Source organism: Mesorhizobium sp. SEMIA396, from assembly GCF_024518615.1.
Taxonomy (GTDB): Bacteria; Pseudomonadota; Alphaproteobacteria; order Rhizobiales; family Rhizobiaceae; genus Mesorhizobium.
In genome coordinates, this window is record NZ_JANIFC010000008.1 from 43,744 (window position 1) to 70,362 (window position 26,619).

General features: G+C 62.5%; 26 protein-coding genes and 1 tRNA gene. 5 read left to right on the forward strand and 22 right to left on the reverse strand.

Features of this window, described 5'->3' with window-relative positions:
- Positions 1-3: 3 nt before the first annotated feature.
- Complete coding sequence (locus tag NP503_RS19540; RefSeq protein ID WP_127267718.1) at positions 4-1,356, reverse strand: sugar ABC transporter permease; 1,353 nt, start codon at positions 1,354-1,356, stop codon at positions 4-6.
- A gap of 142 nt (positions 1,357-1,498) precedes the next feature.
- Positions 1,499-2,539, reverse strand: coding sequence for a D-xylose ABC transporter substrate-binding protein (xylF, locus tag NP503_RS19545; protein ID WP_013529274.1), 1,041 nt, complete (start codon positions 2,537-2,539; stop codon positions 1,499-1,501).
- 270 nt (positions 2,540-2,809) lie between these two features.
- Here xylF and NP503_RS19550 point away from each other — a divergent pair, with 270 nt between their 5' ends.
- Positions 2,810-4,057 carry an ROK family protein gene (locus tag NP503_RS19550; protein ID WP_127267719.1) on the forward strand — a complete coding sequence of 416 codons (1,248 nt, stop codon included), beginning with the start codon at positions 2,810-2,812 and terminating at the stop codon, positions 4,055-4,057.
- A 16-nt stretch (positions 4,058-4,073) separates the two neighbouring features.
- On the opposite strand, the gene phoB is transcribed toward NP503_RS19550, so the two are convergent.
- The 7 genes from phoB to NP503_RS19585 form a co-directional block, all read right to left on the reverse strand.
- Entirely contained in the window at positions 4,074-4,763 is a 690-nt protein-coding gene (phoB, locus tag NP503_RS19555) for a phosphate regulon transcriptional regulator PhoB (RefSeq protein WP_010911896.1), read from the reverse strand.
- Positions 4,764-4,779: 16 nt separating this feature from the next.
- A complete protein-coding gene (gene phoU / locus NP503_RS19560) occupies positions 4,780-5,487 on the reverse strand; it encodes a phosphate signaling complex protein PhoU (RefSeq protein WP_127267720.1) in 708 nt (235 codons plus the stop codon).
- A gap of 26 nt (positions 5,488-5,513) precedes the next feature.
- Complete coding sequence (pstB, locus tag NP503_RS19565; protein ID WP_127267721.1) at positions 5,514-6,338, reverse strand: phosphate ABC transporter ATP-binding protein PstB; 825 nt, start codon at positions 6,336-6,338, stop codon at positions 5,514-5,516.
- A gap of 17 nt (positions 6,339-6,355) precedes the next feature.
- A complete protein-coding gene (gene pstA / locus NP503_RS19570; protein ID WP_127271981.1) occupies positions 6,356-7,672 on the reverse strand; it encodes a phosphate ABC transporter permease PstA in 1,317 nt (438 codons plus the stop codon).
- Positions 7,669-9,135 carry a phosphate ABC transporter permease subunit PstC gene (gene pstC / locus NP503_RS19575; RefSeq protein ID WP_127271979.1) on the reverse strand — a complete coding sequence of 489 codons (1,467 nt, stop codon included), beginning with the start codon at positions 9,133-9,135 and terminating at the stop codon, positions 7,669-7,671. Before pstC ends, pstA begins: the two co-directional genes overlap by 4 nt.
- Before the next feature lie 96 nt (positions 9,136-9,231).
- Positions 9,232-10,260, reverse strand: coding sequence for a PstS family phosphate ABC transporter substrate-binding protein (locus tag NP503_RS19580; RefSeq protein WP_127271977.1), 1,029 nt, complete (start codon positions 10,258-10,260; stop codon positions 9,232-9,234).
- Between the two features lie 509 nt (positions 10,261-10,769).
- Positions 10,770-15,335, reverse strand: a complete 4,566-nt coding sequence (locus tag NP503_RS19585) for a PAS domain-containing protein (protein ID WP_164748826.1) — start codon at positions 15,333-15,335, stop codon at positions 10,770-10,772.
- 168 nt (positions 15,336-15,503) lie between these two features.
- Here NP503_RS19585 and NP503_RS19590 point away from each other — a divergent pair, with 168 nt between their 5' ends.
- Positions 15,504-15,854 carry a hypothetical protein gene (locus NP503_RS19590; RefSeq protein WP_127268024.1) on the forward strand — a complete coding sequence of 117 codons (351 nt, stop codon included), beginning with the start codon at positions 15,504-15,506 and terminating at the stop codon, positions 15,852-15,854.
- Between the two features lie 71 nt (positions 15,855-15,925).
- On the opposite strand, the gene NP503_RS19595 is transcribed toward NP503_RS19590, so the two are convergent.
- The gene (locus NP503_RS19595; protein WP_013529265.1) at positions 15,926-16,162 is read right to left on the reverse strand and encodes a hypothetical protein; all 237 of its coding nucleotides are present in this window, start codon (positions 16,160-16,162) and stop codon (positions 15,926-15,928) included.
- A 124-nt stretch (positions 16,163-16,286) separates the two neighbouring features.
- On the reverse strand, positions 16,287-17,201 hold the full coding sequence (locus NP503_RS19600; RefSeq protein ID WP_127268025.1) for a DUF2865 domain-containing protein: 915 nt from the start codon (positions 17,199-17,201) through the stop codon (positions 16,287-16,289).
- Positions 17,202-17,518: 317 nt separating this feature from the next.
- Here NP503_RS19600 and NP503_RS19605 point away from each other — a divergent pair, with 317 nt between their 5' ends.
- Positions 17,519-17,731 (forward strand): hypothetical protein, encoded by a 213-nt coding sequence (locus NP503_RS19605; protein ID WP_023810978.1) that lies wholly within the window; start codon positions 17,519-17,521, stop codon positions 17,729-17,731.
- A 14-nt stretch (positions 17,732-17,745) separates the two neighbouring features.
- On the opposite strand, the gene NP503_RS19610 is transcribed toward NP503_RS19605, so the two are convergent.
- From NP503_RS19610 to NP503_RS19640, 7 genes are all read right to left on the reverse strand, one after another.
- Positions 17,746-18,114, reverse strand: coding sequence for a hypothetical protein (locus NP503_RS19610; RefSeq protein ID WP_127268026.1), 369 nt, complete (start codon positions 18,112-18,114; stop codon positions 17,746-17,748).
- 291 nt (positions 18,115-18,405) lie between these two features.
- Positions 18,406-19,257 carry a glutathione S-transferase family protein gene (locus NP503_RS19615; protein ID WP_127268027.1) on the reverse strand — a complete coding sequence of 284 codons (852 nt, stop codon included), beginning with the start codon at positions 19,255-19,257 and terminating at the stop codon, positions 18,406-18,408.
- A 22-nt stretch (positions 19,258-19,279) separates the two neighbouring features.
- Positions 19,280-19,861: a VOC family protein gene (locus NP503_RS19620; RefSeq protein WP_127268028.1), complete on the reverse strand. Its 582-nt coding sequence runs from the start codon at positions 19,859-19,861 to the stop codon at positions 19,280-19,282.
- 281 nt (positions 19,862-20,142) lie between these two features.
- Positions 20,143-20,319: a Flp family type IVb pilin gene (locus tag NP503_RS19625; protein WP_127268029.1), complete on the reverse strand. Its 177-nt coding sequence runs from the start codon at positions 20,317-20,319 to the stop codon at positions 20,143-20,145.
- A gap of 247 nt (positions 20,320-20,566) precedes the next feature.
- Positions 20,567-20,641, reverse strand: a tRNA-Glu gene (locus tag NP503_RS19630).
- Between the two features lie 90 nt (positions 20,642-20,731).
- Positions 20,732-21,139: a VOC family protein gene (locus NP503_RS19635; RefSeq protein ID WP_127268030.1), complete on the reverse strand. Its 408-nt coding sequence runs from the start codon at positions 21,137-21,139 to the stop codon at positions 20,732-20,734.
- 48 nt (positions 21,140-21,187) lie between these two features.
- The gene (locus NP503_RS19640) at positions 21,188-21,571 is read right to left on the reverse strand and encodes a fimbrial protein (protein WP_127268031.1); all 384 of its coding nucleotides are present in this window, start codon (positions 21,569-21,571) and stop codon (positions 21,188-21,190) included.
- Between the two features lie 28 nt (positions 21,572-21,599).
- On the opposite strand from NP503_RS19640, the gene NP503_RS19645 reads away from it, so the two are divergent.
- Both NP503_RS19645 and rpoH read left to right on the forward strand, forming a co-directional pair.
- Positions 21,600-22,640, forward strand: a complete 1,041-nt coding sequence (locus tag NP503_RS19645) for an RluA family pseudouridine synthase (RefSeq protein WP_127268032.1) — start codon at positions 21,600-21,602, stop codon at positions 22,638-22,640.
- Between the two features lie 201 nt (positions 22,641-22,841).
- Positions 22,842-23,753 (forward strand): RNA polymerase sigma factor RpoH, encoded by a 912-nt coding sequence (gene rpoH / locus NP503_RS19650; RefSeq protein WP_127268033.1) that lies wholly within the window; start codon positions 22,842-22,844, stop codon positions 23,751-23,753.
- 142 nt (positions 23,754-23,895) lie between these two features.
- On the opposite strand, the gene NP503_RS19655 is transcribed toward rpoH, so the two are convergent.
- The 4 genes from NP503_RS19655 to NP503_RS19670 form a co-directional block, all read right to left on the reverse strand.
- Positions 23,896-24,768, reverse strand: coding sequence for an MBL fold metallo-hydrolase (locus NP503_RS19655; protein ID WP_127271973.1), 873 nt, complete (start codon positions 24,766-24,768; stop codon positions 23,896-23,898).
- A 140-nt stretch (positions 24,769-24,908) separates the two neighbouring features.
- On the reverse strand, positions 24,909-25,568 hold the full coding sequence (locus NP503_RS19660) for a peroxiredoxin (protein ID WP_127260439.1): 660 nt from the start codon (positions 25,566-25,568) through the stop codon (positions 24,909-24,911).
- Between the two features lie 220 nt (positions 25,569-25,788).
- Positions 25,789-26,154: a cell division protein ZapA gene (locus NP503_RS19665; protein ID WP_023810969.1), complete on the reverse strand. Its 366-nt coding sequence runs from the start codon at positions 26,152-26,154 to the stop codon at positions 25,789-25,791.
- 11 nt (positions 26,155-26,165) lie between these two features.
- Complete coding sequence (locus NP503_RS19670; RefSeq protein ID WP_127271149.1) at positions 26,166-26,438, reverse strand: DUF4164 domain-containing protein; 273 nt, start codon at positions 26,436-26,438, stop codon at positions 26,166-26,168.
- Positions 26,439-26,619: the final 181 nt, after the last annotated feature.

Below are 26,619 nucleotides of genomic sequence, written 5' to 3' on the forward strand. Positions count from 1 at the left end.
CTCCTAGACGCGCTTGCGATAGACGGTGTCGAGCCACACGGCGATGACCAGTACGGCCCCGACGACGATGCTCTGCAGCGGCGAGTCGACGCCGAGCAGCACCATGCCGGACTGCAGCGACTGCATCAGCAGGGCGCCCAGCATGGCGCCGATGATCGTTCCCGATCCGCCGGCAAGCGACGTGCCGCCGATCACGGCGGCTGCAATGACGAGCAGTTCGTCGAGCGTTCCAAGCACGTTGGTGGCCGAATTCTGCCGGGCCGAGGAGATCGCCGCGGCAATCGTGGCCAGCACGCCCATGATCATGAACACCTTCATGGTGATCCATCGCGTGTTGATGCCGGCGAGATTGGCCGCCTCGGGATTGCCGCCGATGGCGAACACATAGCGGCCGAAACGGGTGCGGTTGGTGATGAAGGTCATGACCAGCCCGACGGCGACAGCCATCAGCACCGGTATCGCGATACCGTGGGCGATGAACAGGCCGCCTTCGGGAACGGTGATGTTGTTGGCGGCCGCATATCTGTTCACGATGCCGATCGGCCAGGGGTAGGAGTTGGCGAGCCAGACCGCACCCATGATGGCGCCGCAGGTGACGACTCCAAGCAGCGCCTCGGCCCAGATCGGACGTAGCGGAAACCGGAAACGCTTGCGCTGCACCCGCCCGTTGAACAGCCCAAACACCACGGCGAGGCAGGCGACGATCCCAACGACCCAGCTCCAGGTCGCGCCGATCGATCCCGCCGGCCCACCGCCCATCAGCTGAAAAGTGGCGTTAAGCGGCGCCACGGTCTGGCCTGAAGTGACCCACCAGGCGGCACCGCGCCAGACCAGCAGGCCGCCCAGCGTCACGATAAAGGCGGGCACTTCGAGATAGGCGATGACGAAGCCTTGAAAAGCGCCGATCAACAGGCCGAGCGCCAGGCCGATGACCAGTGCCAGGACCCAGATCCACGGGTTGCCGAGTTCGAGCCCGACAAAGCGCACCAGGAAATGCACCTGGGCAAATCCCATCACCATGCCGATCAGGCCCTCGGCGGAACCGACCGACAGGTCGATGTTGCGCATGACGATGACCAGCACCATGCCGCAGGCCATGATGGCAACCGCGGATGTCTGCACCGACAGGTTCCACAGATTGCGCGGCGTGAGAAAGGTGCGGCTGTCGAAATCGAGCGGATTGACGCCAAGGCGCAGGCTGGAAATGACATGCAGCCCAATCCAGATAACCAGCAGCGCGCCGATCATGCCGAGCATGCGGGTGTCGATCTCGGTCGCCTTCAGGAACCGGGCGACGGCGCCGAGTTCCGACGCGCGCGCCGTATCGGTCTGCGGGTTTGACGTCGTATCGGTCATGGTTTCCTCCCACCGGCTGGCCGTCTGACGCGCATGCCGGAGCCCAGCCTAGAAGCTATCCGCATGATGCGGAAACAGAATTCTTTGAGAAAACGCCGCGGCTTTTGGGCCGCGGCGTTCAGATATTGCAAAGTGGTACGGATCAGTTGCAGGCCGCCACGGTGCCGGCGGCGACACCCGCGCAGACTTCGTCCTTCTTGATCCAGCCGGCGTCGATGACGACGTTGAGATTGTCCTTGGTGATGGCAACCGGGGTCAGGAACAGCGACTTGACGGTGTTGCCGCCCGGCGTCGTGAAGTCCTTGGCGCCGGCGATGTCGCTCGTCTTCTTGCCGTCGGCCAGTTGCGAGGCGATCTCGGCGGCATTCTTGCCGAGCTCCCGCGCGTCCTTCCACACCGACACGGTTTGCGTGCCGAGGGCGATGCGGTTCAGCGCGGCGTGGTCGCCGTCCTGACCCGAGACCGGCACGGTGCCGGCCAAGCCTTGAGCCGTCAGCGCCGCGACGACGCCACCGGCAGTGCCGTCATTGGCCGCGACCACCGCGTCGACCTTGTTGTCGTTGGCGGTCAGGAACTGCTCCATGTTCTTCTGGGCGTTGGCGGGCAGCCAGCCATCCGTGTAGGCTTCGCCGACATTCTTGATCTTGCCGCTGTCGATGGCTTCCTTGAGCACTTCCATCGAGCCCGAGAACAGGAAGTCGGCATTGGGATCGGCACCGGAGCCCTTGATGAAGACGTAGTTGCCTTCCGGCTTGACCTTGAACACTTCGCGGGCCTGCATGCGGCCGACTTCCTTGTTGTCGAAGGTCAGATAGAAGACGTCCTTGTTCTCGATCAGCCGGTCATAGCCGACGACCGGAATGCCTTCGTCCAGCGCCTTCTGCACGGCCGGGCCGATGGCCGAAGCGTCCTGCGCCAGGATGATCAGGGAATTAGCGCCCTGCGAGATCAGGCTTTCGACATCGGTAAGCTGCTTGCCGGGATTGGACTGCGCATCGGCGGAGATGTACTTGTCGCCGGCGGCCTCGATCGCCGTCTTCATGGCGGCCTCGTCGGTCTTCCAGCGTTCTTCCTGGAAGTTGGACCACGAAACGCCGACAACCTTGTCCTTCGCCTGCGCGACAGACGCGAGCGTCAGCGACATGGCGGCACCCGCCAGGATGGCGGCCGTGAATCTTTTCATATTATCCTCCCTGCGCCGCGTATGGCGCGACCAAACTGACCCGAGGGCCGGCACAGAGGCTCTATTTTTTCGAGCCTCGAAAAAATACTGGGCCAACGCCCGAACGCTGTCAACATCGATTCTGATGGATTTTGATGTCATTTCGAGTTTTTTTCGAGTCTCGGAATAAATAAATGACACGGCATGCAGCTTCTGCCAGTATTTACCGGCGTCACCGACAGCGTTCCAGGGGCAGGAGGAACCGCGGCGACCGGGAGGATATGAAAGAACATGTCGGTCGGAATCCGCCACGACGATCTGCGCCGCCGCAACCGCGCCATGGTGATCGCGGCAGTGCGCCGCGCCGGACAGCCGTCACGAACCGAGATCGCCGCGACCACAAGCCTCAGCCATTCGACCATCTCGGCGATTTCATCCGACCTGATCGTCGAAGGCATCCTGACCGAAAGCAAGCCGAGCGAGGCCGGCTCGCTCAAACGCGGCCGGCCGCAGGTCGGCCTCAGTCTCAATCCGGAAGCGGCCGCGGTAATGACCGTGGTGCTGTCGCTGAACTTCCTCTCCGTCGCCGTCATCGACTATGCCGGCCAGGTGATATCCGAGGAACAGCGCCGGCTGGACACGCTGACGATGTCGCGCGAGTCGCTGATCGGGGAATGCACGGCCATCGTGCGGCGCCGCCTGGCAGATCCCGACCTGGACGTGCGCAGCATCGCCCGCATCGCGCTGGCCATCCAGGGCATCACCGACACCCGTGCCCGCGCCATGCTGTGGTCGCCGATCACGCCGCACACCGACATCGCCTTCGCTGACATATTCGAAGACGAGTTCGGCATCCCTGCCATAATGGAGAACGACTGCAACATGATGGCGGTGGCGCTGCGCTGGCGCGACCCCGATCGTTACCGCGACGATTTCATCGCTATCCTTTTGTCGCACGGCATCGGCATGGGACTGGTGCTGAAGGGCGAATTGTTCACCGGCACCCATTCTTCGGGCGGCGAATTCGGCCACATGATCCATCGGCCGAACGGCGCGCTATGTCGCTGCGGACGGCGCGGCTGCGTCGAAGCCTATGCGGGCAATTACGCCATCTGGCGCAACGCCAGGCAGATGGGCGAGGATGCAGAACCCGTCGCCGATGTCAGCGACGCCGACATGCGCGCCCTGGCTGCCGCGGCCCGCGAAGGTGACGGACCCGAACGGGAAGCCTATCGCAAGGCCGGCGAAGCGCTCGGCTACGGCCTCGGCAGCCTGTTCGCGCTGATCGATCCGGCGCCGGTCGCCATGGTCGGTGTCAGCGCCGCCGCCTTCGACCTGATCGAGCCGGCATTGCGGCAAGCGATTGCCCAGACCGCCGGCGGCCAGCATTCCAAATCGATTTCCTTCGACACCGAGCCGAACGAACTGCCGCTGATCCGCGAAGGCTGCGCCATGCGGGCGCTGATCTTCGTCGATCAGGAGATTTTTGCGCCGGGCGTGCAGGCGAGATCCGGTTTCGGCGGCAAGAACGTGGCGTGAGTTCAAACGAGGGAGTTCAGTCCTCTCGGATGGCGTATCCGGCCCCACGGATCGTGCGGATGACATCAGGCATACGGCCATTGTTGACCGCCTTGCGCAGCCGGCCGACATGCACGTCGACCGTGCGCTCGTCGATGTAGATCGTCTCGCCCCAGACATTGTCGAGCAGCTGGCTGCGCGAGAACACGCGGCCTGGATGGCGCATCATGAATTCGAGCAGGCGGAATTCCGTCGGCCCAAGCCGGATCTCGCTCTTCTTGCGATAGACACGGTGCGACTCGCGATCGAGCACGATATCGCCGACCTTTAGCACGCTGGACAGCACTTCCGGCTTGGCCCGGCGCAGCAGCGCCTTGACCCTGGCCATGAACTCCGGCGTCGAGAAGGGCTTGACCAGATAGTCGTCGGCGCCGGTCGACAGGCCGCGCACGCGGTCGCTTTCCTCGCCTCGCGCGGTCAGCATGATGATCGGCAGCCGCTCGGTCTCGGGACGCATTCGCAGGCGCCGGCAGAGTTCGATGCCCGAAACCGCAGGCACCATCCAGTCGAGCACCAGAAGATCGGGAACGTTCTCCTGCAGCCGGATTTCGGCCTCATCGCCGCGCGTCACCACCTCGACCTGGTAACCTTCGGATTCAAGATTGTAGCGGAGCAGCACGCCTAGCGGCTCCTCATCCTCCACCACCATGATGCGTGGTGCGATCATCGGCTGGTCACCCTTGTTATGCCGCTGGCGCGGACATTGCCGTCTCGTCCTGCTTCGGACGATTGGCTGGCAGCTGCGTGCCGGTCAAAACATAGTAGGCATTTTCGGCGATGTTGGTCACGTGGTCGCCGATCCGCTCGAGGTTCTTGGCGCAAAACAACAGGTGCGTGCACGCCGTGATGTTGCGGGGATCTTCCATCATGTAGGTCAGCAGCTCGCGGAACACCGAGGTGTATTTGACGTCGATGCGTTCATCATTGTTTCTGAGCGTGGCAAGCGCTGCCGCGTCAGCGGCGGCATACTCGTCGACGACCCCCTGCACCTGGATCAGCACCAGCTGCGCCATCGCGTCGATCGAATGCGAAAGATCGTGCGGCGTGACGCTCAGCCCGACAGTGCCGACGCGCTTGGCGATGTTCTTGGCAAGGTCGCCGATGCGCTCGAGGTCGCCGGCCATGCGGATCGAACCGACCACCGCACGCAGATCGTTGGCCATTGGCTGGCGCTTGGCGATCAGCGTGATGGCGCGATCGTCCAGCTCGCGCTGGCGGGCATCCATGATCGCATCGTCGGAAACCACGCGCTGCGCCAGCGCATTGTCCGAATTGAGCAAAGCCTTGGTCGAGCCACTGACCATCGAGCGGGCGAGATCGCCCATGTCGCGGATCAGCTGGCTGATCTGCTCCAGATCCTCATCGAAAGATGCAACGGTATGTTCACCCATGATCTTCGTCCCTCATATGCCTGAGCTCAGCCGAACCGGCCGGTGATGTAGTCCTGGGTGCGTTTGTCGTCGGGGGTGGTGAACATCTTGTCGGTGGCGCCCTCCTCGACCAGATAGCCTAGATGGAACATCGCGGTGCGCTGCGACACGCGCGCTGCCTGCTGCATCGAATGGGTGACGATGACGATCGTATAGTTCTGGCGCAGTTCGTCGATCAGTTCCTCGACGCGAGCAGTGGCGATCGGGTCGAGCGCCGAACACGGTTCGTCCATCAGGATCACCTCGGGTGACACGGCGATGGCGCGTGCAATGCACAGACGCTGTTGCTGGCCACCGGAAAGACCCGTGCCAGGTTCCTGCAAACGGTCCTTCACCTCGTTCCAGATCGCCGCCTTCTTCAAGCTCGACTCGACGATCTGATCCATGTCGGCCTTGCGCTTGGCCAATCCGTGGATGCGCGGGCCATAGGCGACGTTCTCGTAGATCGACTTGGGGAACGGATTGGGTTTCTGAAACACCATGCCGACGCGCGCCCTGAGTTCGACGACATCGATGTTCTTGTCGTAGATGTCTTCTTCGTCGAGCGTTATCTTGCCGGTTACCCGCGCGGAATCGATGGTGTCGTTCATGCGGTTGAGGCAACGCAGGAAGGTCGACTTGCCGCAGCCGGAGGGGCCGATCAGCGCCGTCACCTGATTCAGGCGGACGTCGAGATTGACATCGAACAGCGCCTGCTTCTCGCCATAGAACACGCCGACCTTGTCGCCACGCATTTTGATCACTTCGTTCGACTTGGCGTTCATCTTATCGCCCACTGCATTTTCAAGGGACTGTTCGGTCATGATGTTCATACCAAAATGCCTTTTTTCTACCAGCGCCGCTCGAACCGACGCCGAAGCACGATCGCGGTGATGTTCATGGCCATGAGGAAGACGAGCAGGATGATGATCGCGCCCGACATGCGCTCGACGAAGGCGCGTTCGGCCTCGTTCGCCCACATATAGATCTGCACCGGCAGCGCAGTGGCCGGATCGAAAGGCGTCGTCGGTGGATCGGCGACGAAGGCGACCATGCCGATTAGCAGCAGGGGCGCGGTTTCACCGAGCGCACGCGCTAGACCGATGATGGTGCCGGTGAGGATGCCGGGTGCGGCAAGCGGCAGGATGTGCTGGAACACCATCTGCATCTTGGAGGCGCCAAGACCGAGAGCCGCCGAGCGGATCGACGGCGGCACCGCGGCAAGTGCAGCGCGCGTCGCGATGATGATCGTCGGCAGCGTCATCAGTGTCAGCACCAGGCCGCCGACGAAAGCGGCGGAGCGCGGCATGCCCAGGAAATTGATGAACACCGCGAGGCCGAGCAAGCCGAAGACGATTGACGGCACCGCTGCCAGATTGTTGATGTTGACCTCGATAAGGTCGGTGAAACGGTTCTTCTTGGCGAACTCTTCCAGATAGATGGAGGCGGCGACGCCGATCGGCAGCGCCAGGAGCAACACGATCACCATCATATAAAACGAGCCGATGATCGCCACGCCCATGCCCGAGGTTTCCGGGCGGCTGGAGGCGCCGTAGGTGAACAGGCCGCTGTTGAAGTGCTCGGCCATCGCGCCCTCGGCCTTGAGCTTGTTCATCCAGGTGATCTGCTGGTCCGAGACCTTGCGTCGCGCTTCCTCGACACTGAGGTCGATCTGGCCCTTGAAAGCCGAGTCGAGATTGGCGGCGGCGAGGATGTTGACGTTGCGTGTCGTGCCGATCACGGACGGATCGGCGGCAACGATGTCGCGCAACTGGACGCGGGCGCCTTCCGACAGGAAGCCCTTGAGCTTCTGGATCATCGGCTTGTCATCAGGAGAGATGCCGAGCTTGGCCACAAGCGCGTTTTCGGCGAGCTTGGGATAATTTGCCTTGATCAGAACGCTCGGATCGGTTGCACGCTTGCCGGAAGGATCGATCACCTTCTCGTCGAACGAGATCGGCAGTGATACCGTCGTCTGCCAGAAGGCGGTGTAGCCTTTCGAGACGATGGTGATCAGCATGATTGCCAGGAACGCCAGGCCTACGGAAATCGCCACGACGCCATAGAAGCGGAAACGGCGTTCGGCGGCGTAACGGGCCTTCAGGCCGATGTCGCGGCGCGGATGGGCCGCCGCCCTGACCATCGTATCCATGGAAATGTCGGTCATTCGTACTGCTCCCGATATTTGCGCACGATGTAGAGCGCGACGATGTTCATCACCAACGTCAGCGCGAACAGCGTCAGGCCGAGTGCGAAGGCGACCAGCGTCTGCGGCGAATTGAACTCGAGGTCGCCGGTGAGCTGGTTGACGATCTTGACGGTGATGGTCGTCATCGCCTCGAACGGGTTGATGGTGAGGTTGGCGGCGACGCCCGCCGCCAGCACGACAATCATCGTTTCGCCGATGGCGCGCGAGGCGGTCAGCAGGATGGCGCCGACGATGCCGGGCAGTGCAGCCGGCAGGATCACCCGCTTGATCGTCTCGGAGCGGGTCGCGCCGAGGCCAAGCGACCCGTCGCGCATGGCGCGCGGCACCGCGGTTATGATGTCGTCCGAGAGAGAGGACACGACCGGGATCAGCATGACGCCCATGACCAGGCCGGCGGTGAAGATGCTCTGGCCCTGGATGAAGGGCGAACCGCCGGTCAGCGCCGCGGACAGGTCGCGCAGGAACGGCCCAAGCGTGACGACGGCGAAGATGCCGTAGACGATGGTCGGTATGCCGGCCAGAAGTTCAAGCGCCGGCTTAACCACCGAGCGCACCTTGGGCGTTGCATATTCGGCCATGTAGACAGCCGACATCAGCCCGACCGGCACCGCAACCAGCAGCGCGACGGCGGCGATGTAGAGCGTGCCCGCAAGAAGCGGGATCAGGCCGAATTGGCCCTGGCTGCCGCCCGAACCGGCAGCGGCAAAACGCGGATCCCAGACGGTGCCGAAGAAGAAACTCATCGGCGAGACGCTTTCGAAGAAGGTGATCGTCTGGAACAGCATCGAAAGCACGATGCCGATGGTTGTCAGGATGGCGATGGTGGAGGCGGCAAGCAGCCCCCACAGCATCAGCCTCTCGACATTGTTGCGGGCCCTGGCGCGCGGCTCGATCTGCCTGAGCGCATAGAAGGCGCCGGCGATCGAGGAAACGAGAATGACAATGGCGCCGAACAGGCCGAGCCGGTCCTGGACCTTGTTCGCCTCGACGGCGATCGGGATCATGTAATCCTGCGTGTCGCTCGCCAGTGCCACACCCTTGGCGGCGAGCAGCGGCTGCAGCTCGGCAAAGCTGGCAGGCATTGCGGCCAGTGTGCCGGCATCGAGTTTGCGCAGGCCCCTGGCGAGGCTCTTTACGAGGCTGACATCCAGTGCCTCACTGGCAACCTTGCTGTCGACGGTGCGCTCGGGCAAGGCAGTGTGAATGTGTCGGTCAAGATAGACGGAAGACCCGACGGTCCAGACGGCAAGCAGCAAAAGAGCAGGCAGAACGGCGAGCAGGAAGGCCCACCAGCCATGATAGTGGGCGCGCGAATGCGGCTTGACCTTGCCATTGTCCTGGGCCGCGGCACGTTGCCGACCGATGAAAAAGGCAACCAGGCCGACGGCAACGACGATGGCCAGTACGAGCAAGGACGACATGGACCCACCCCAAGAGAAATTCTTACGCAGCCGCCATTGCGGCCTGCGATGAAACCGGGGCGCGGGATTTGGCCCGCACCCCGGTTCGGCAGCTGATTACATCGACTTTCCGGCGGCGAAAGCGTCACGCTGGGCCTGACGCTCGGCATCCGGAGCAGCAACGAGGCCGTATTCGGCGAGCGGGCTTTCCGGGCCAACCATCTGGTCGTCAAGGAAGAACTCGACATATTCCTTGAGGCCGGGAACGACGCCCAGATGCGCCTTCTTGACGTAGAAGAACAGCGGGCGCGAGACGGGATACTTGCCGCTGGCGATCGTCTCGGTCGAAGGCACGACGTCTTCCACGGTGGCGACCTTCAGCTTGTCGGCATTGTTCTCATAGAAGGCGAGGCCAAACACGCCGACGCCGGTCTTGTTGGAGTCGATGCGGGCGAGCGTCTCGGTATAGTCGCCATCGATGTCGACGGCCTTGCCGTCCTTGCGGATGGCGATGCAGGTTTTGCCGATTTCCTTGTCGTCGGCAATGCCGGCGGCCTTGAGAGCAGCCTTGTCACAGCCGGCATCGAGAAGCTTGGTCTCGAACACTTCGCGCGTGCCATGCTTTTCGCCCGGAATGTAGGCGGCGATGTCCCAGTCGGGCAGCTTCGGATTGACCTGGCTCCACTTGGTGTTCGGATTGTCGACGAGCTTGCCGTCGACGACCAGCTTGGCTGCCAGCGCCTTGTAGATGTCGGCGGGAACCAGCGCCCAATCCGGGCCCTTGATGTCGGTGGCGAAGACGATGCCGTCATAGCCGATCCGGACTTCCTGGACTTCCTTCACGCCGGCGTCGGCGCAGGACTTGAGTTCGTCCGCCTTGATCGGACGCGACGAATTGGCGATGTCGATCGTGTCTTCGCCGACGCCCTTGCAGAATTCCTTGATGCCCGCGCCGCTGCCGCCGGATTCGACGACCGGGGTCTTGAAGTTGGTGAATGTTTCGCCGAACTGCTCGGCGACAATCTTGGCATAAGGTAACACGGTCGATGACCCGGCGACCTGGATCTGGTCGCGCGCGGCGGCGAAGCCGGACGTCGCGGCGAGCGCAAGCGCAGCGGCCGACGCCGTATAGAGGAATTTCTTCATGTGGCCTGCTCCTGTTCGGAAGATGGTCTCTCGGCGCTCGTCAGTCGGCGCCCGCTGAGGCCAATAGCCTTCGATTATAACAGTCGCATGACAGTTTGATGTCACCCCGGTAACGCGTCATCGGGATGAGCAGAATGCCGCCTGGCCGGCACTCCCGACGCAGCCCCGCTTTGTCACCGGAATCAGGGACTTGCTCGATTCGGTCGAGGCTGGCCGGCGATTTGGGGATCAGCCGGCCTTTATGAAGAAAAGCCGGACGGGAGCGCGTTGCTCTCAGCCAGACGGTGTCGTGGCCGGGCCATCGCCGAAAACAGGTCCGTTGGGGTAGGTTGACGCTGTCTCATGCCGGCGGTCGCTGCTCCCGCCCGTAACTGGGAAGAGCGGAATTCGAATGTCGCCATTGTCTCGGCTGGATGCCGCCTTTCATATGGTGCGATCGCACCATAGTCTTGGCCGCTGACAGGGGCGCGAATCTTCGCCGTATTCCCGGTACTCGGGCAGAGCCGGCCTTACCCGGCGTTGCGCTGCGCCTGCCGGCTGGCGCCGACCCAGCGCTCGACCTTCTCGAGCAACGCCCGGGGACTGATCGGCTTGGGCAGATAGTCGTCCATGCCTGCCTCCAGGCAGCGCTCGCGGTCGCCCTTCAGCGCATGCGCGGTGACGCCGACGATCGGCACATGGGTGCCGGTTTCTTCCTCCAGCCGGCGAATGGCGGCGGTTGCTTCGAGACCGTTCATCTCCGGCATGGAGACATCCATCAGGATCATGCACGGGTTCAGCCGGCCGAAGGCGTCGAGCGCCTTGCGGCCATTGCCGACGATCTCGAAACCATAACCGGTCTCGCCGAGGATCTGGGTGAACACCATCTGGTTCACCTCATTGTCCTCGGCCACCAGGATATCCAGCCTGTCGCCGCCAGCCGCCACCGGTGGCCGGGGGCGAATTGAGGGCGGCTGCAGCAGCGCCCGCTGTTCGGACGGCGCCGAGGGCTGCGTCCGCATCACATAACCCGCAGCGACGTCGGCTGCGAGCGGCTGCGCGTCGCTGCCGCTCGTGTTGTGGCGATGCCGCTGGATGGTGGCGACCAGCGTTTCCAGCAGCACCGAGGAGCGCGCCGGCTTGATCAGCTGGGCATCGATGCCAAGATCGCGATAGCTGGTGTTGGCGAGCGACTGGTCGACCGAGGTCAGCATGATGATCGGCATGCCGGCAAGGCCGGCGGTGCTGCGCACGATCCGCGCCATTTCGGCGCCGCTCATTCCAGGCATCTGGTAGTCGAGCACGACGCAATCGACCGGGACACCATAGGCAGCGGCGGCGATCAGTACCTTGAGGCCTTCGGCGCCGCTTTCGGCCGCGCAGGAATCGAACGTCCACGATGTCATCTGTTCGGTCAGGATGGCCCGATTGACGGCATTGTCGTCGACAATCAGCACACGCGCACCGGTCACGTCGATCGGCATGATGCGCTGTCCGTTCTGCTGTCCGGCCCGCGGCAGCGTCACCGAGAACCAGAAAGTCGAGCCCTTGCCTTCCGCACTTTCGACCCCGATGTCGCCGCCCATCAGTTCGACGAGCCGCGAGGTGATGGCAAGACCGAGGCCGGTTCCCTCATGCCGCCTCGTCGAAGAGGTGTCGACCTGGCTGAATTTCTCGAACACCAGTTTCAGTTTTTCCTCGGGGATACCGATACCGGTATCGGTGACCGAGATCGTCAGCTTCGTTCCGGTCGGAACCCTCTCGCCGGTGACGTCGACCAGCACATGGCCTTCATCGGTGAATTTCACCGCGTTGCCGAGCAGGTTGGTGACGATCTGTCTGATACGGCCGACATCGCCGACGAACAGGCTCTCGAGCCGAGGTTCGACACGCACGATCAGCTCGAGGTCTTTTTCCTTGGCTCGTGTCGACACCAGTGTCGCCACATCCTCGATCGCCTCGGCCAGATTGAAGGGCGCCGGATCGAGCACCAGCTGACCGGCATCGATCTTGGAGAAGTCCAGTATGTCGTTGATGATGGTGAGCAGCGCATTGCCCGATTTCACGATGATGTCGGTGAACGTCTTCTGCTTCGGGTCGAGGTCCGATTTGGCCAGCAGTTCGGCCATGCCGAGCACGCCGTTCATCGGCGTGCGGATCTCATGGCTCATATTGGCGAGGAATTCCGACTTGGCGCGGTCGGCGAGCACGGCGCGCTGACGCGCCTCGCGCAGTTCGGCCTCTCGCATCTTCAGCTCGGTGATGTCGGTGGTCGAGCCGATCAAATAGAGCGAGCCGTCGGAGGCGATCATCGCGCCCTTGCGGGCGAATTGATGCCTGACGCTGCCGTCGGCCAACGTCACCGTCTCTTCGACCTCCTGGGTTTCGCCGGTGCGCAGCACGGCGAGGTCGCCATTGACGAAAGCCTCGCCATCCGGCCCGAAAATCTCGATGTCGGTCTTGCCGATAGCCTCTTCCTTGCGGAAGCCCGTGAGATCGCACCAGCCCTTGTTGACATAGAACTGCCGGAGATCGGAGCGCTTGGCGTAGATCGATACCGGCACGTTGTCGATCAGGCTGCGGAACACCTCGTTCTCGCGCATGCTCTCTTCCAGCGCACGCTCGCGCGCCTTGACGTCGGTGATGTCGGTGCTCGAACCGACCAGATGCACCGACCCGTCCAGCGTCACCAGGCGGCTCTTGCGCGTCATCAACTGCCGAACCGTGCCGTCGCGATGGGTGACGGGTTCCTCGACCTCCCTGACGGCGCCCGTCACGGCGACTTGCGTGTCGTCATGGCTGTAGCCATCGGCGTCCTGCGCACCGAACAACTGCCGGTCGGTGCGGCCGATGACATCCTCCTTGGCCAAGCCGGTGATCGCGCACCAGGCCTTGTTGACGAATTCTATGCTCAGGTCCTGCGCCTTGATGAAGGCGGCCACCGGCAACTCGTCCATCACGTGCCGGAACAGGTCGATCTGGCGCATCGAATCGCGCAATGCCGCCTCGCGGCTCTTGATCTCGGAGATGTCAACGCGAACACCGATGAAGGTGCCATCATCGGTCCGCATGTCGTAGACTTGGTACCAGCGGCCGTCGGGGTTATGACGCTCGTAGCAGGAATTGGGCAAGCGGTAGCGGGCGAGGATCGCATCCAGCCAGCGGTCATGGTCGCTGTCGTAGAGCTGGTCGACTTGTGGATCGCCGCTGTCGCGGAAATAGCCGTTCGCATGGCCCAGAACGAGTGCCTCGCGGAATGTGCAGCCGGGCTGCCATGCCGGCTTCAAGGCCGGCAGCGTATCCTGGATCTTGCGGTTGGCGAAAACGAACCTGTCGTCGCGATCGTAGATGATCACGGCGGCCGGCAAGGATTCCAGCACGCTGGCGAGATGCTTGCGCGCATCCTGCGCTTCCGTCTCGCGGCGCTTCATTTCGGAAATATCGAACAGGAAGCCGGCAACATAGTTGCGGCCGCTGGCCATGCCGACGCGGCTCTTCCTGACGATACGCGATCGGCTGGCGCCATCGACCTCGAAATTCTCTTCCACTTCGTACGGCCGCCCGGTCGCAAGGACCTCACCTTCGCTCTGCTCGAAAAGCGCGACAGCGTTCGCCGGGAGGAAATCGCCGCCGGGTTTGCCGAGCATGGCTTGCGGCGTCTGGCCAAACAGAGCCGCGAACGCCTCGTTGACGAAGACGAAGCGCAGATGGTCGTCCTTGACGAAGATCGGATCCTTGACGGCGTTGATCACCGCCTCCGCCAGCCGCGCTTTCTCCAGCGCGTCGGCAAGTTCGGCCTCCCGGTTCTTCATGTCGGTGACGTCGACATAGGAGATCAGCCGCTTGCCGCCGGCCAGCGGCGCCATCGACGATATCAGCGTGCGGCCGTCATTGCGCGGGAACTGCCGCGCCGCGGCGATCCCGGCCCTGATTTCCGCCTCGCGCTCGGCGATATGCCGCTGCCATGATGCATCGTCGGCACCAAACGGATCGATGTCGCGGCTGGCGTCCATCAGATCGCGGAAGCTGCAGCCGATCTCGGCGCGCCGGGCGTCGATCTGCCAGAAATCATAGAAAGCACGGTTGATGATCTCGGTGCGCATATCGGCGTCGAGGACGAGGACACCGATCGGCATCTGGTCGACCATGGTGCGGAGACTGGCGAAGGTCTCGGCGATCTTGGCGTTCGCGCTTTTGATCTCCGCATCGCGTTGCTTGATCTCGGTGACCTCATAATAGGTCAACAGCCGCTTGCCGCCTGACAGCGCCGTCACCGAGAACATCATCGTCCTGCCGTTGGCATGGACAAATTCGCGCGGCGCGACGGATCCGGCGCGAATCTCCTCGAGACGAGTGGCAAGGTAGCGCTGCCATTGCCGTTCGTCGATGTCGCCATAGATGCCGCTGCGGCGGTTGAGCTCCATCAACAGGCTGAACGGAGCGCCGACGCCGACAGCGCCGTCCGGAATCCTCGAGAGGTCGCGATAGGCCTTGTTGACGATCAGCGTGTCGAGCCTGGCGTCGAGGAGCACGACGCCCATCTGCATGGCGTCCATCGTCCGCTCGAGGTCGGCCAGATGCTGGTCGGGCTCGCCGTCGGCCGATGGTTCCGGCCCCGGACCCTTGAAGGCGCCGGCCAATGCCGTGACGTTGCGGCCGATTCCGCGATAGCCGGCAAATCTTCCTTCGTCGTCGAACTTCGGAAAGCCTGATGTCAAGACCCAGCGACAGTCGGCGCTGCCACCCTTGAGTTCGTAGACGAAGTCGCGAAAAGGCCGGTGCGCCTGCAGATCCTCCAAATGCGCGGCGCCACTACGATCGCCGTTCAGGACCTGATTGAGGAAGTCGAAGCGGAACCGGCCAAGCACGTTTGCCGGATCGATGCCGGTGGCTGCCTGGTAATTTTGCGAGAGCCAGGAGAAGCGCAGTTCGGCGTCGGTCTCCCAGACCCAGTCGGAACCGGCTTCGACGAGTTGGCGAAGCGCATCGTTCGAATCCATGCAAGAGGCGGACGATGATGCATCGTCGCCATGCGCTGTGGATCTGCGAGGCGCGCGCTTGCCGCGCGCGCTGATTGTTTCGTTCGCTTCCGCCATGCCGTCCCCACCCCGAAAACCAAGGCCGAACCCTCCTCCGCGGTTCGTCGGCAAAATGTGCCCGAGAAGCATTAAGGATCCGCTAACCTTAACGGTCAGTTAGCTTCATTCCGCCCGGTTGTCGGCGGGGTCGAACCCGCTATATAAGCAACGGCAGGGGTATTGCTGATGCTTGGACGGATTGTGCCTTTTTTCATGGGGCTGGCGCTGCTTTTCGGCGGCGGTTGCTCGCGCAGTTATGACGGCACGGTCGTCATCCCGAGGCCGCTCGATGTCCGGCGCTTCTGGGACCGGCCGCCACCGAATGTCGACTACGGCCAATCCGAGGTCGAAAACGGCGCTTTTCCGGTGGCGCCGCAGCCGCCCCGGCGTTTTTCCGAGCGCAAGGTAAGCCATGCCGCACCGAAACGGCACCAGACGAGGTTGCCTGCGTCGGCGTCCCTATCGGCGCCGGCGAAGTCGCTGACCTGCAGGAACGTCAGCGAGCCTGGCAAGAGAGCTCGCATGGTCTGCGATTAGATTGGAGCTTGGTCCTAAAAGCGGGATTCGGTCAAAAAACACGATCCGCGGATAGCTCGGCGAACGGGCTTTCACAGGGAAGCAGCGCCTTTTTTCGGCTCCTTCGCTCCGAGCTTGTCGAGTGCAAGACGAACCTGACGCAGATCTTCCTGCCAACCGTCATCGTCGTCCATTGGACCCTCCGAGGCAGCCCGCTGCAACCCACGCGCCTCGGATTCGATCTCGCGCAGTTCGGCGATTTTCTGTTCGGTGGTCAGCGAGTCGTCTTCGACGATCTCCAGCACCCGCATTTCCCTGAACGTAGCCATGGCGTTCCTCCCGGCTGATGTCGATCACAACGCCGTGAGCGCCCCTCTGTTCCAGACGGATCGCGCAGCCGCATAGCAGCAGGCACGCCGCCGCCGGTGATCGCAAATCGGGGAAGACCGGCGATCATTCGGCCGGGAAAAATGCCGGGCCGACCAAGCGCACCGGCCGCTCGCCGGCCTCGATCGAAAGGTGCTGGGCGGCACCTGGGGCTTCGGCATCGATCCCGGGGACGGCCGCAACCGTGCCGAGATCCGGCTTCGCCGTCGGCAACGGAATAATGGCGTTGCGCATGTTGGCGGGCGTCACGGTCCTGGCTCGCAGTTCGGTGACCCGCTGGTAGTAGCGCTTGACGTCGCATGCCTTGAAATTCGCATCATCGCGATATCTGAAGGCTGCCGGCAGCTCGGTATAGGGTTTGCGCGTGTCGAGCGCGGTCATCTGGTCGGTTTCGAGGCTGGCGTCGTTCAACGTGTAGAGGTCGACGCCGGGGTCATCGCAGATGTAACGGCATTGATCGACCGTCTCCTTCAGATCGCCGCTGGCGGCGAATTGCGACTTTGGCGCCGGGAAGAAATATCCGTCCGACAGACGCACGCAAAACAGCATCGCATTGCCGGCGAACGTGGTGCTCGCCGATTGGGTGCTGGGCGCGGCGCGCACAGGCCGTTGCTTTGCCGAAGGCGCACAGCCAAGCGCGACGAGGCGCGCCTGCAGGCCCGCTGTGTCGCGGCCCGAATTCCCAGCGGCAGCAATCCGGCGCTGCACATCCGAGCGGCTCCTGGCGAGATCGGCGCAAGCGTTGAAGAGACCACCAAGCGAACTCTTCGCCGTGCACTGGCGCTGTCTCTCGATAGTCTGGATGGCTGCAAGTTGCCGGCGCAACTGGGCAAGCTCCGGGCTCGCCCCGCCGCTGCGGCCAGCCGAAAGCAACTGGCTTCTGATCGCGCCGCAGCTGTCCGCGTAGGACGAAAGCGTACCGAACAAAACTGCCGCCAGCGAAATAAATGCGATCACCATGGAAGGCCAGAAACGGATCATCGGGACAACTTGGTCCTTTTTGCGGAGAACCCGGAATTTAGAGTTCATGACTTCAGCAAGCTTCGGCTACATGAGTAGTTCCTAATAATCTAAAGAATTTCGACATGAATGACCTATTGTCTATTGCACTACGTCACCTCATGTAAATTCGATATTACATTTTTATTTCAAGATTGAGACGAAACTCGAAAGAAAGCGCAAGCCGACCATCGCCGAGGACCTGCAGCGCGACGGACCGAGATCAATGCGCCATTATCGCCATGCGTTCGAAACCTTTGCCCGGTCTTCCGCGTTGAAGGACCAAAAGGAGAACGCAGATGTCGATCCACTTCACCGTCTCCGACCTGACAAGAAACCTGTTTCACTCGCTGGGGCTGGACCAGCGCGCGCCAAGGCCACTCAATCCCGAGCAAAGCCTGTTGCTGGAATGCTATCTGGCCGGCCAGGTTCCTGAATCAGCCTGGAGCGACTACGTCTTCGAGACGCCCGATCTTGCCCGGCATGCCGAGGCCAGGCGCAGTCACCACTGACCCGACAACGAGGCTTACTTGGGAGAGGCGAATTGCAACGTAAACACGTTGCCAGCGATCCCTTGCGCCAGCTTCGCCGAGAAAGTCAGGGGCAGGCAATTCCGCAGGGCCGCTGTCGCGGCATCGACAAATGTTTTTTTCGCCTTGGCATCGCCATTCACCTTGATGGCCGTCGGCCTCGGCGGGCCGATCAGCGTCCCATCCCGCTTGAAGCTGAAGCTCAAGGTGACGCTGGCGGTCCCGGCGTCCGCCGGCGGTGTCCAGCATGCCTGGATCGCTGCCCCGACATCGTCCATCGTGTTGAGTTCGGCTGCACTCGAAGCATGGACAACGGCCGCCAGCATCACGCCCGCAACCGCAATCCGTCTCGCAACGCTTTTCATCGCCAGCCCTCGTCTCATGCCTGACCGACAATCCATGCCGGACTGCCGAGATGGATGGTAGGGCCAACGCCGGCAATGACAATATCTCTCGAAAAAAGTTGACGCCAAAAAAGCGACACTGGACGAGGCCTGCGTGCCAGATCGCACTTGGCGATGGCGTGCAAAAGCAAAAGGCCGGCATTGCGCCGACCTTTCCTATCGCTACGACGTTCTGCGCCAGTACATCCGTGGTCGCGGGCCGAAAGCGAATTGCCTGCAGTAGACAGGGCTTTGGTTAACGTATCCTTAACCTCAGGCCTTGGCCTGCGACTTCACATGGGCGATGTAGCCGCGCACATCGCCGGCCGGCTCGCTATAGGCCTTGCCGAGCGTCTTCTCGATCGCCGCCACATAGTCCTTCGCCCACTTGGGCAAGGCATAGTCGACGACGGCCAGGAATTCGAGCGTCGCCGCCAGGCGGATATCGGCGATCGAAGGATGCTTGCCGCCGATGAACGGCTTGCCGTCCCTGAAGAAGCTGTGAAACACTTCGAGCGGCTCGGCGATCGCCGCCATCGCCGCCTTCTGGGCCTCCGACTTCCTGTCGGGGTGCGCGTCGCTGTGGCCGACCTCGCCGGCATATTGTGGGAAGCCGAGCGCCGGATAGGTGGCGCGCGCCACATAAGGGTAGAGCGTACCGATCAGGTAGAACATGGCACTGTCGACCATCGCCCGCTTGGCCGGCGCCTTCGGATAGAATTTCTCCAGCCCGTGCTTGTTGGCGAGATACTGCATGATGGCGCAGCTTTCCCACAACACGCCTCTAGGGAGGCCCTTGTCCTCGATCATCGGTGTCAAATGGGCGGGATTTCGCGCCATGAACTCCGGCGAACGGGTGTGGCCCCAGGCATCGGTCTCGGCATGGTCGAAACCGGCCGCGCGCGCAAACACCCGCACGGTCATGTTGTTGACGCTGGGCTTCAGCATGCTGAGCTTCAACGCCGGCTTCTTGGCCGGCTTGGCCTTGGGCGCGGCTTTTGCCGTCGCCTTCACCGCAGGCTTGGCGGCCGCCTTGGCTTCTGGCTTTGCCGCAGCTTTCGCGGCCGGCTTGGCGGCAGCTTTGGCCGCGGATTTCCCGGCAGTCTTCGTCGCTGTCTTGGCCATCTTGTTCCTCCCTCTGGTCTGTTCAGTATGGGTTCTTCGGCGCCCGATCGTCCGACAAGGTGGCGCGGGAACGTTCGACGAGCGCCTGGATCGCATCGGCGAGATGCACTTCGGCGATGTTGTAGTCGCCGCGCGCGACCCGCAGCCTGTGCGCTTCCATCAGCACATCGGCGTGGGTGAAGCCCGCTGGCGGTTCGAAGCGGTAGGACGCCAGTTCGATCAGCAGGCCGAGCGGATCCTCGAAATAGATCGAATCCATGAAACCGCGATCCTTGACGCCGCTGTGCTTGATGCCGCGCTCGTCAAGCCGGGAGACCGCCTGCAGGAAGGTGACGCGCGACACCGAAAAGGCGATGTGGTGGACACAGCCCGGATCGGTCGGCGTGCGCCGCTTCTCCGGTGTGCGGCTCTCGTCGGTGAAGATGGTGATCAGCCGGCCGTCGCCGGGATCGAAATAGAGATGGCTTTCCCTCGGCTTGTCGAGGTTGGGCTGTTCGAAGATGAACGGCATGCCGAGCACGCCTTCCCAGAAATCGATAGAGGTCTGGCGCCCGGCGCCGACCAGCGTGATGTGGTGGACGCCCTGAGATTGCAGCTTCTGCATTGGCCTTCCTCCCCACGGCATCAACTGGTCGGCGAATCTGCCCGGCATCCGGCGTTCTGTGCGCCGCTGGAACCGTGCCTCAGGATCCGTGACGTGATGCTAATGCAAACAGCCCCACGGCGCCAGAAGCGACGAACGCAGCGACGCAACGGATAAGCCGGATGATTGAGAGTGCGCCGTCCGCATTTCCGATGCCGGACATCGGAAGGGCGTACACGTTACGCTTTTGGAGGCTGAGGGTCGACGATCCGGCCGACGGCCGACCGAATTGAGGTACCGACTTACGAGCCGCTGCTGTTGACCGTAGTGCCGACGTTCGTGAAGATCCCGTTGAGCGAATTGCCAACCGCCCCGGCGCCGGTGATGATCGCGAGCGCGATAAGAGCCGCGATCAAGCCATACTCGATCGCGGTCGCGCCAGACTCGTCCCAAGCGAAACGGCAGGCTATTTTCTTCATGTCAACCTCCTACAGCTAATAAAGCGACAACTAATATATCGCCGTGAGTTGCGGGGGCGTTAAGGTTCTCGGTTTCGGGTCCGTTAACGTTTACCAGACGAATGAAATGAAGGCCTGAGTGGTTGGTGCCACTGGGATTTTCAAGGCTGCGGCTACCTGTGCAGATCTGGTTTCCCAAACGCCACAGTATCGAGGTCGTCGACTTCAGAACGAAATCGACGGCATCCTGCAAATTTGTCGAAAAACTTGGTACGCCCAAGGGGAATCGAACCCCTGTTCCCGCCGTGAGAGGGCGGTGTCCTGACCGCTAGACGATGGGCGCGTTCAAGAACCGGCGATATAGGCTGAGCGCTGGGAAAAAGCAACTGGGGTTAGGCCGCTTTCCCTTGCCGGGGAAAAGCCGGCCGTCAGCCTATCGTTTTGGTTCGATCAGATCCCAGAGATTCCCATGCAGATCGGCGAAAACCGCCACCGTGCCATAGGGCTCGAAGCGCGGTGCTTCGCGGAATTCGACGCCCTTCTCCAGCATCGCCGCATGGTCGCGGGCAAAGTCGTCGGTTTCCAGGAACAGGAAGACACGCCCGCCGGTCTGGTTGCCGATGCTCCGCCTTTGCGCCTCGTCGGACGCTTCCGCCAGAAGCAGCCTGGCGCCCTGCCCGTTGGCCGGCGCGACCGTGATCCAGCGCTTGCCGCCGCCGAGATCGACATCTTCGACGAGCAGGAAGCCCAGCCGCTCGACATACCAGGCAATCGCCTCGTCATAATTGGCGACGACCAGGGCGACCGTGGCGATGCGGCGATGCTCGGCGAACCCGCTCATGCCTGAGGCTTGCTCATTGGCCTGCTGCCGTTCATCGTTGCGGCTCGGTCACTTGTTGCGGATCGCAAAGCGGCCGATCAGGCGTCGCTCGGTGATGTCGTAGACGAAGATCGTGCGGCTGCCGTCGGCAAGCTCGGCGTCGATCGAGACACGATTGCCGGACAGCGACTGGCTGACCACCGTGGCGCCGACCGGCAGCACGATGTCGCCGTTGACCGGTTCGCCGGCGGGTGTCTGGATATCGCCGGCCAGCGGCGGGTTCGCCGGCGGTGCATTGCGCGCTTTGTAGACAAGGGCGCCGATCACCACCATAAGGGCGAGGAACAGCAGGCCGAGATTGATCCCGACGAAGCGGACGAGTTTCCTGCGCACCTTTTCGACCTCGGGGTCGAGCGGCTTATCCTGGTCTTCTTCGGCGATCGGGCTGGCCATGGCAAAACAGTTCCGGAACGGTTTTTCAATGAGCGCTCATAGCGAAGAGGCCCCTGAATTGATAGAGGCGGAACCGACAGTGCTGGTGGCGGGCGCGGATGCGGCCGGCCTGCGCCTCGACCAGTGGCTGGCCGCAAGCCTTGGCCCGGACATGTCACGCAGCCGCGTGCAGATGCTGATCAGGCAGGGCGCGGTCTCGGTCGACGGCAAGCCCGTCGACGAGACCAAGCGCAAGATGGCGCCGGGCGAGAGCGTGTCGGTTACCATGCCGGAGCCGGAGCCGGCGGAGCCGCAGGGCGAGAACATCGCACTCGATGTACTCTATGAGGACGACGAACTGATCGTCATCAACAAGCCGGCCGGGCTTGTCGTGCACCCCGGAGCGGGCAACTGGACCGGCACACTGGTCAATGCGCTGATCCATCATTGCGGCGACAGCCTTTCAGGAATCGGGGGTGTGCGCCGGCCGGGCATCGTCCACCGCCTCGACAAGGAGACCAGCGGCGTCATGGTCGTCGCCAAGACCGACCGCGCCCACAAGTCACTGTCCGAGGCTTTCGCCGATCACGGCCTGACCGGCGACTTGGAGCGTGCCTATCTGGCGCTGGTCTGGGGCATACCGCAGAGGCCGACCGGAAGGGTCGACGCGCCGCTCGGCCGCGCCGCCGACCGCGTGCGCCGTGCCGTGGTGCCGGAAGGACGCGACGACGCCCGCCATGCGGTCACCCACTTCACCGTGCAGGAGCGCTTCGGCGAGAGCCAACAGGAGTTCGCCACGGCCAGCCTGGTCGAATGCCGGCTGGAGACCGGCCGCACCCACCAGATCCGTGTCCACATGGCGCATATCGGCCATCCGGTGATCGGCGACCCCGATTACGGCCAAGCCTTCCGCACCAAGGCCAACCGGCTGCCCGAACCGCTGAAAAGCCAGGTCAAGGCATTTCCCCGGCAGGCTTTGCATGCCTGGCTCCTTGCATTTCGCCATCCCACTACCCATCTAACGATGAGGTTCGAGGCGCCGTTACCGAGGGACATGGAGGAACTCGTCGGCGGCTTCCGCAAGCTCTGAACCCGTCACCGACAAGCCATCAAAAAACCTGACTGACATTGTTCACTTCACCGTGACACACTGTTTCGTGTTGAACAAATGCCTGTCTTTTCTGGTTTTGTTCCTGTATAAGATCTGATGTCGCGGGCGAGCCTTTTGGTGCTCGCGTCACATGCCCGCCGCGTTTCGGGGGCATCACTCCAATAGAGAGGGGGCGCTATCATGGCCCAGTCACTACCCAGTATCGTTTCCGGCGAAGGCGGCCTCAGCCGCTACCTGGAAGAAATCCGCCGCTTTCCCATGCTGCAGCCGCAGGAAGAGTACATGCTCGCCAAGCGTTACGCCGAGCATGAAGACACCTCCGCTGCGCACAAGCTCGTCACCAGCCACCTCAGGCTCGTCGCCAAGATCGCCATGGGCTATCGCGGCTATGGCCTGCCGATCGGCGAAGTGATCTCGGAAGGCAATGTCGGCCTGATGCAGGCCGTCAAGAAATTCGAACCCGAGCGCGGCTTCCGCCTCGCGACCTACGCCATGTGGTGGATCAAGGCCTCGATCCAGGAGTACATCCTGCGCTCGTGGAGCCTGGTCAAGATGGGCACGACCGCCAACCAGAAGCGCCTGTTCTTCAACCTGCGCAAGGTGAAGGGCAAGATCCAGGCGCTCGACGACGGCGACTTGAAGCCCGACCAGATCACCGAGATCGCCACAAGGCTGAACGTTTCCGAAGCCGAAGTGGTGTCGATGAACCGCCGCCTGTCCGGCGACGCCTCGCTCAACGCCCCGATCCGGGCCAGCGAAGGCGAATCCGGCGAATGGCAGGACTGGCTGGTCGACGACCACGAAAGCCAGGAAGAGATGCTGATCGAGCAGGACGAGCTGGAAAACCGGCGCGGCATGCTGTCGGGCGCTCTTGCCGTGCTCAACGAGCGCGAGCGGCGCATCTTCGAGGCCCGTCGCCTCGCCGAAGAGCCGCTGACGCTGGAAGAGCTGTCGTCCGAGTTCGACATCAGCCGCGAGCGCGTGCGCCAGATCGAGGTGCGCGCCTTCGAGAAGGTGCAGGACGCGGTCAAGGCCGCCGCCAAGCGCCAGACCCAGGCGCTGCGCACGATTGAGGCGCAGCCGGCGGCGTAAGGTTAGCTAAGGCAACAAAAAATCAAGGCGGCGCCAGGAAACCTGGCGCCGCCTTTTTTGTGGCTGATTGGGAGTTGGCGAACGGGGGCGACAGCCAATCTCCCCCGCAAGGGTCGAGATTGGCAGCTTCACCAACGGCCCCTCAAAGCCCGTCCAGCGGAAACTTCAGGTACCGCCGGCCATTGGCTTCGGGTTCGGGCAGCCTCCCGCCATTCATGTTGACCTGCAGCGCATGCAGGATCAGCCGCGGCATCGGCAGCGTCCTGTCGCGCGCCTCGCGCAGGGCGACGAACTCGGCCTCGCTGCAGGCGGCGGCAAGATGGATGTTGGTAGCCTTCTGTATGGCGACCGTGCTTTCCCACAAAGGTTCGCGGCCGCCGGCCTGATAGTCATGGCCGACGAACACCCGCGTCTCGTCCGGCAACGCCAATATGTCCTGGATCGAGCGCCAGAGCCGCGCGGCACTGCCGCCGGGAAAGTCCGTCCTCGCCGTGCCGCTGTCGGGCATGAACAGCGTGTCGTGGATGAAGGCGGCATCGCCGATCACATAGGTGATGGAGGCCAGCGTGTGTCCGGGCGAGAACAGCACCTTGACCGGAAGGGTACCCACTTGGAAGGTTTCGCCTTCTCTAAACAGCCTGTCCCACTGCGAACCGTCGGCGGGAAAATCCGGCCAGTTGTAGATCGCTTTCCACAGTTTCTGGACCTCGATGACCCTGTCGCCGATCGCCGTCGGCGCGCCGGTCTTCTCTCTCAAGTAATGCGCCGCCGAGAAATGGTCGGCATGCGGATGGGTGTCGAGGATCCATTCGACGCTCAGTCCCTGCTCGCTGACGAAGTCGAGCATGACATCGGCATTCGTCGTTGCCGTAGCACCGGATTTCTCGTCGAAATCAAGGATCGGATCGATGATGGCGCATCGCTTCGTCGCCTGGTCGGCGACGACATACTGGATGGCGCCGGTCGGCTTGTCATAGAAGCCGCTGACCTGCGGCCTGGCCAAAGCTACGTCCAATTCCGGCTTCCCCAACTCTCGGTCGCCAGGAATGATTTTCTCTGACGACACCCGAGAGGAGCATGGTTGTCCGCTCGGGTGAGCCAGTCAAGTATCCTTTCGCTCGCGGCGACAGGAAAGCCAAAAACTGTTCCGAGCGGTCAGGCCGACGGCTGCTTGGTCTTCCGCAGATACGGCAGGATGGTCTCATAAGCGCCGAAGCGTTTGATTGCATCCTCGTTGGAAACGGCCGCGGTGATGATCACGTCCTCGCCCTGCTTCCAGTTCGCCGGCGTCGCCACTTGATGCTTGGCGGTGAGCTGCATGGAATCGACCGCGCGCAGGATCTCATCGAAATTGCGCCCCGTGGTCATCGGGTAGGTCAGCACCAGTTTGATCTTCTTGTCCGGTCCGATGACGTAGACCGAGCGCACTGTGGCGTTGTCGGCGGGCGTGCGGCCCTCCGACGTCTCGCCGGCACCGCCCGGCAGCATGTCGTAGAGCTTGGCGACCTTGAGGTCCTTGTCGCCGATCAGCGGATAGTTCACCGAATGACCGGTCGCCGTCTTGATGTCGTCCTGCCACTTGCCGTGACTTTCGACCGGATCGACCGAAATGCCGATGATCTTGACGTTGCGCTTCTTGAACTCGCCTTCGAGCCCCGCCATCGTGCCAAGCTCGGTCGTGCAGACCGGCGTGAAATTCTTCGGGTGACTGAACAGGATCGCCCAACCGTCGCCGATCCAGTCATGGAATTTGATCGTCCCTTGCGTGGTCTCGGCGGTAAAATCCGGCGCAATGTCGTTGATACGAAGGCTCATGGTACATCTCCCCTGTAAACGGAACCGTCGGCAGCGAGGAACGGCACGCGGCAACCCACGCCACCATCAAGCTGTCCCGCCCGGCATCGTTGCATCTTAGCGCAAAAATCGTGGCTGCAAGATAATATGAAACTCTTGTCGGCGGGAGGCGAGCATTTTTATGCTGCCGAATGCGCGGCGCGCGGATGAGAGCCTGGGGCTGGACAGGAAAGGTTCTGTCTCAGCTCTTGTTGACCGCCAGCGTCACAGTCAGGTCTTCCATGCGCTGTGCCAGCGCGCCGAGCGCATTGGTGAGCACGCTATCGCTCTTGTCGGCCTTGGTCAGAGCCTCGTCGCGGGTCTTGCGCAAGGTCAGCACTTCGCTTTCCATGCCCTTGACGCGTTTCTGCAACTCCGAGAGTTCATCCATCACCATGATGCCGGCCATAACGGTCAGCCGCTGATCGCCGATCTCGCCGAACGAGTCCTTCAGGTGTGAAACATAGCGGTCGAAGCGTTCGGCAAGGTCGATCAGATGCTCTTCCTGGCCCTCGTCGCAGGCCATGCGATACTGCTTGCCGTCGATTGAAACCGTGACCTGTGCCATCGGGCCAGCTCCTATCTGTCCAACACGGCGCGGATGGTTTCCATGGCAGTCACCAAACGTCGCGAGACTTCCTTGTTGGCATCTTCCAGCCGTTCGGCGCGCGCTTCGGAATTATCGAGTTCCTGCGCCAGCCGCGAGCGATCGGCATTCATCCGCTGCACCTCGGCCTCGGCTTCGGAGTAGTCGCGTTCATGCCCGAGCTTGGCCGCGACGGCGTTTTCCAGCCCCTCGATGGCCTTGCCCAGCCTCGCGATGACTTCCTTGAGTGTGGCTTCCCCGGTCATGGCCTTCGTCCTGTGCCCTGCCCATCACCGAATCGTTCACGTTCAGAACGCGTTATCCCTGAAACATTAGGCACCGGGTGAAGGCAACGTCAACAAAGCTCTCGCGACTGTCCCCCGCTAACGCTAATGTAGGTCCGCCGCCGGCATCACAAGACCGGCAAATGTGCACCCGATTTGTTGA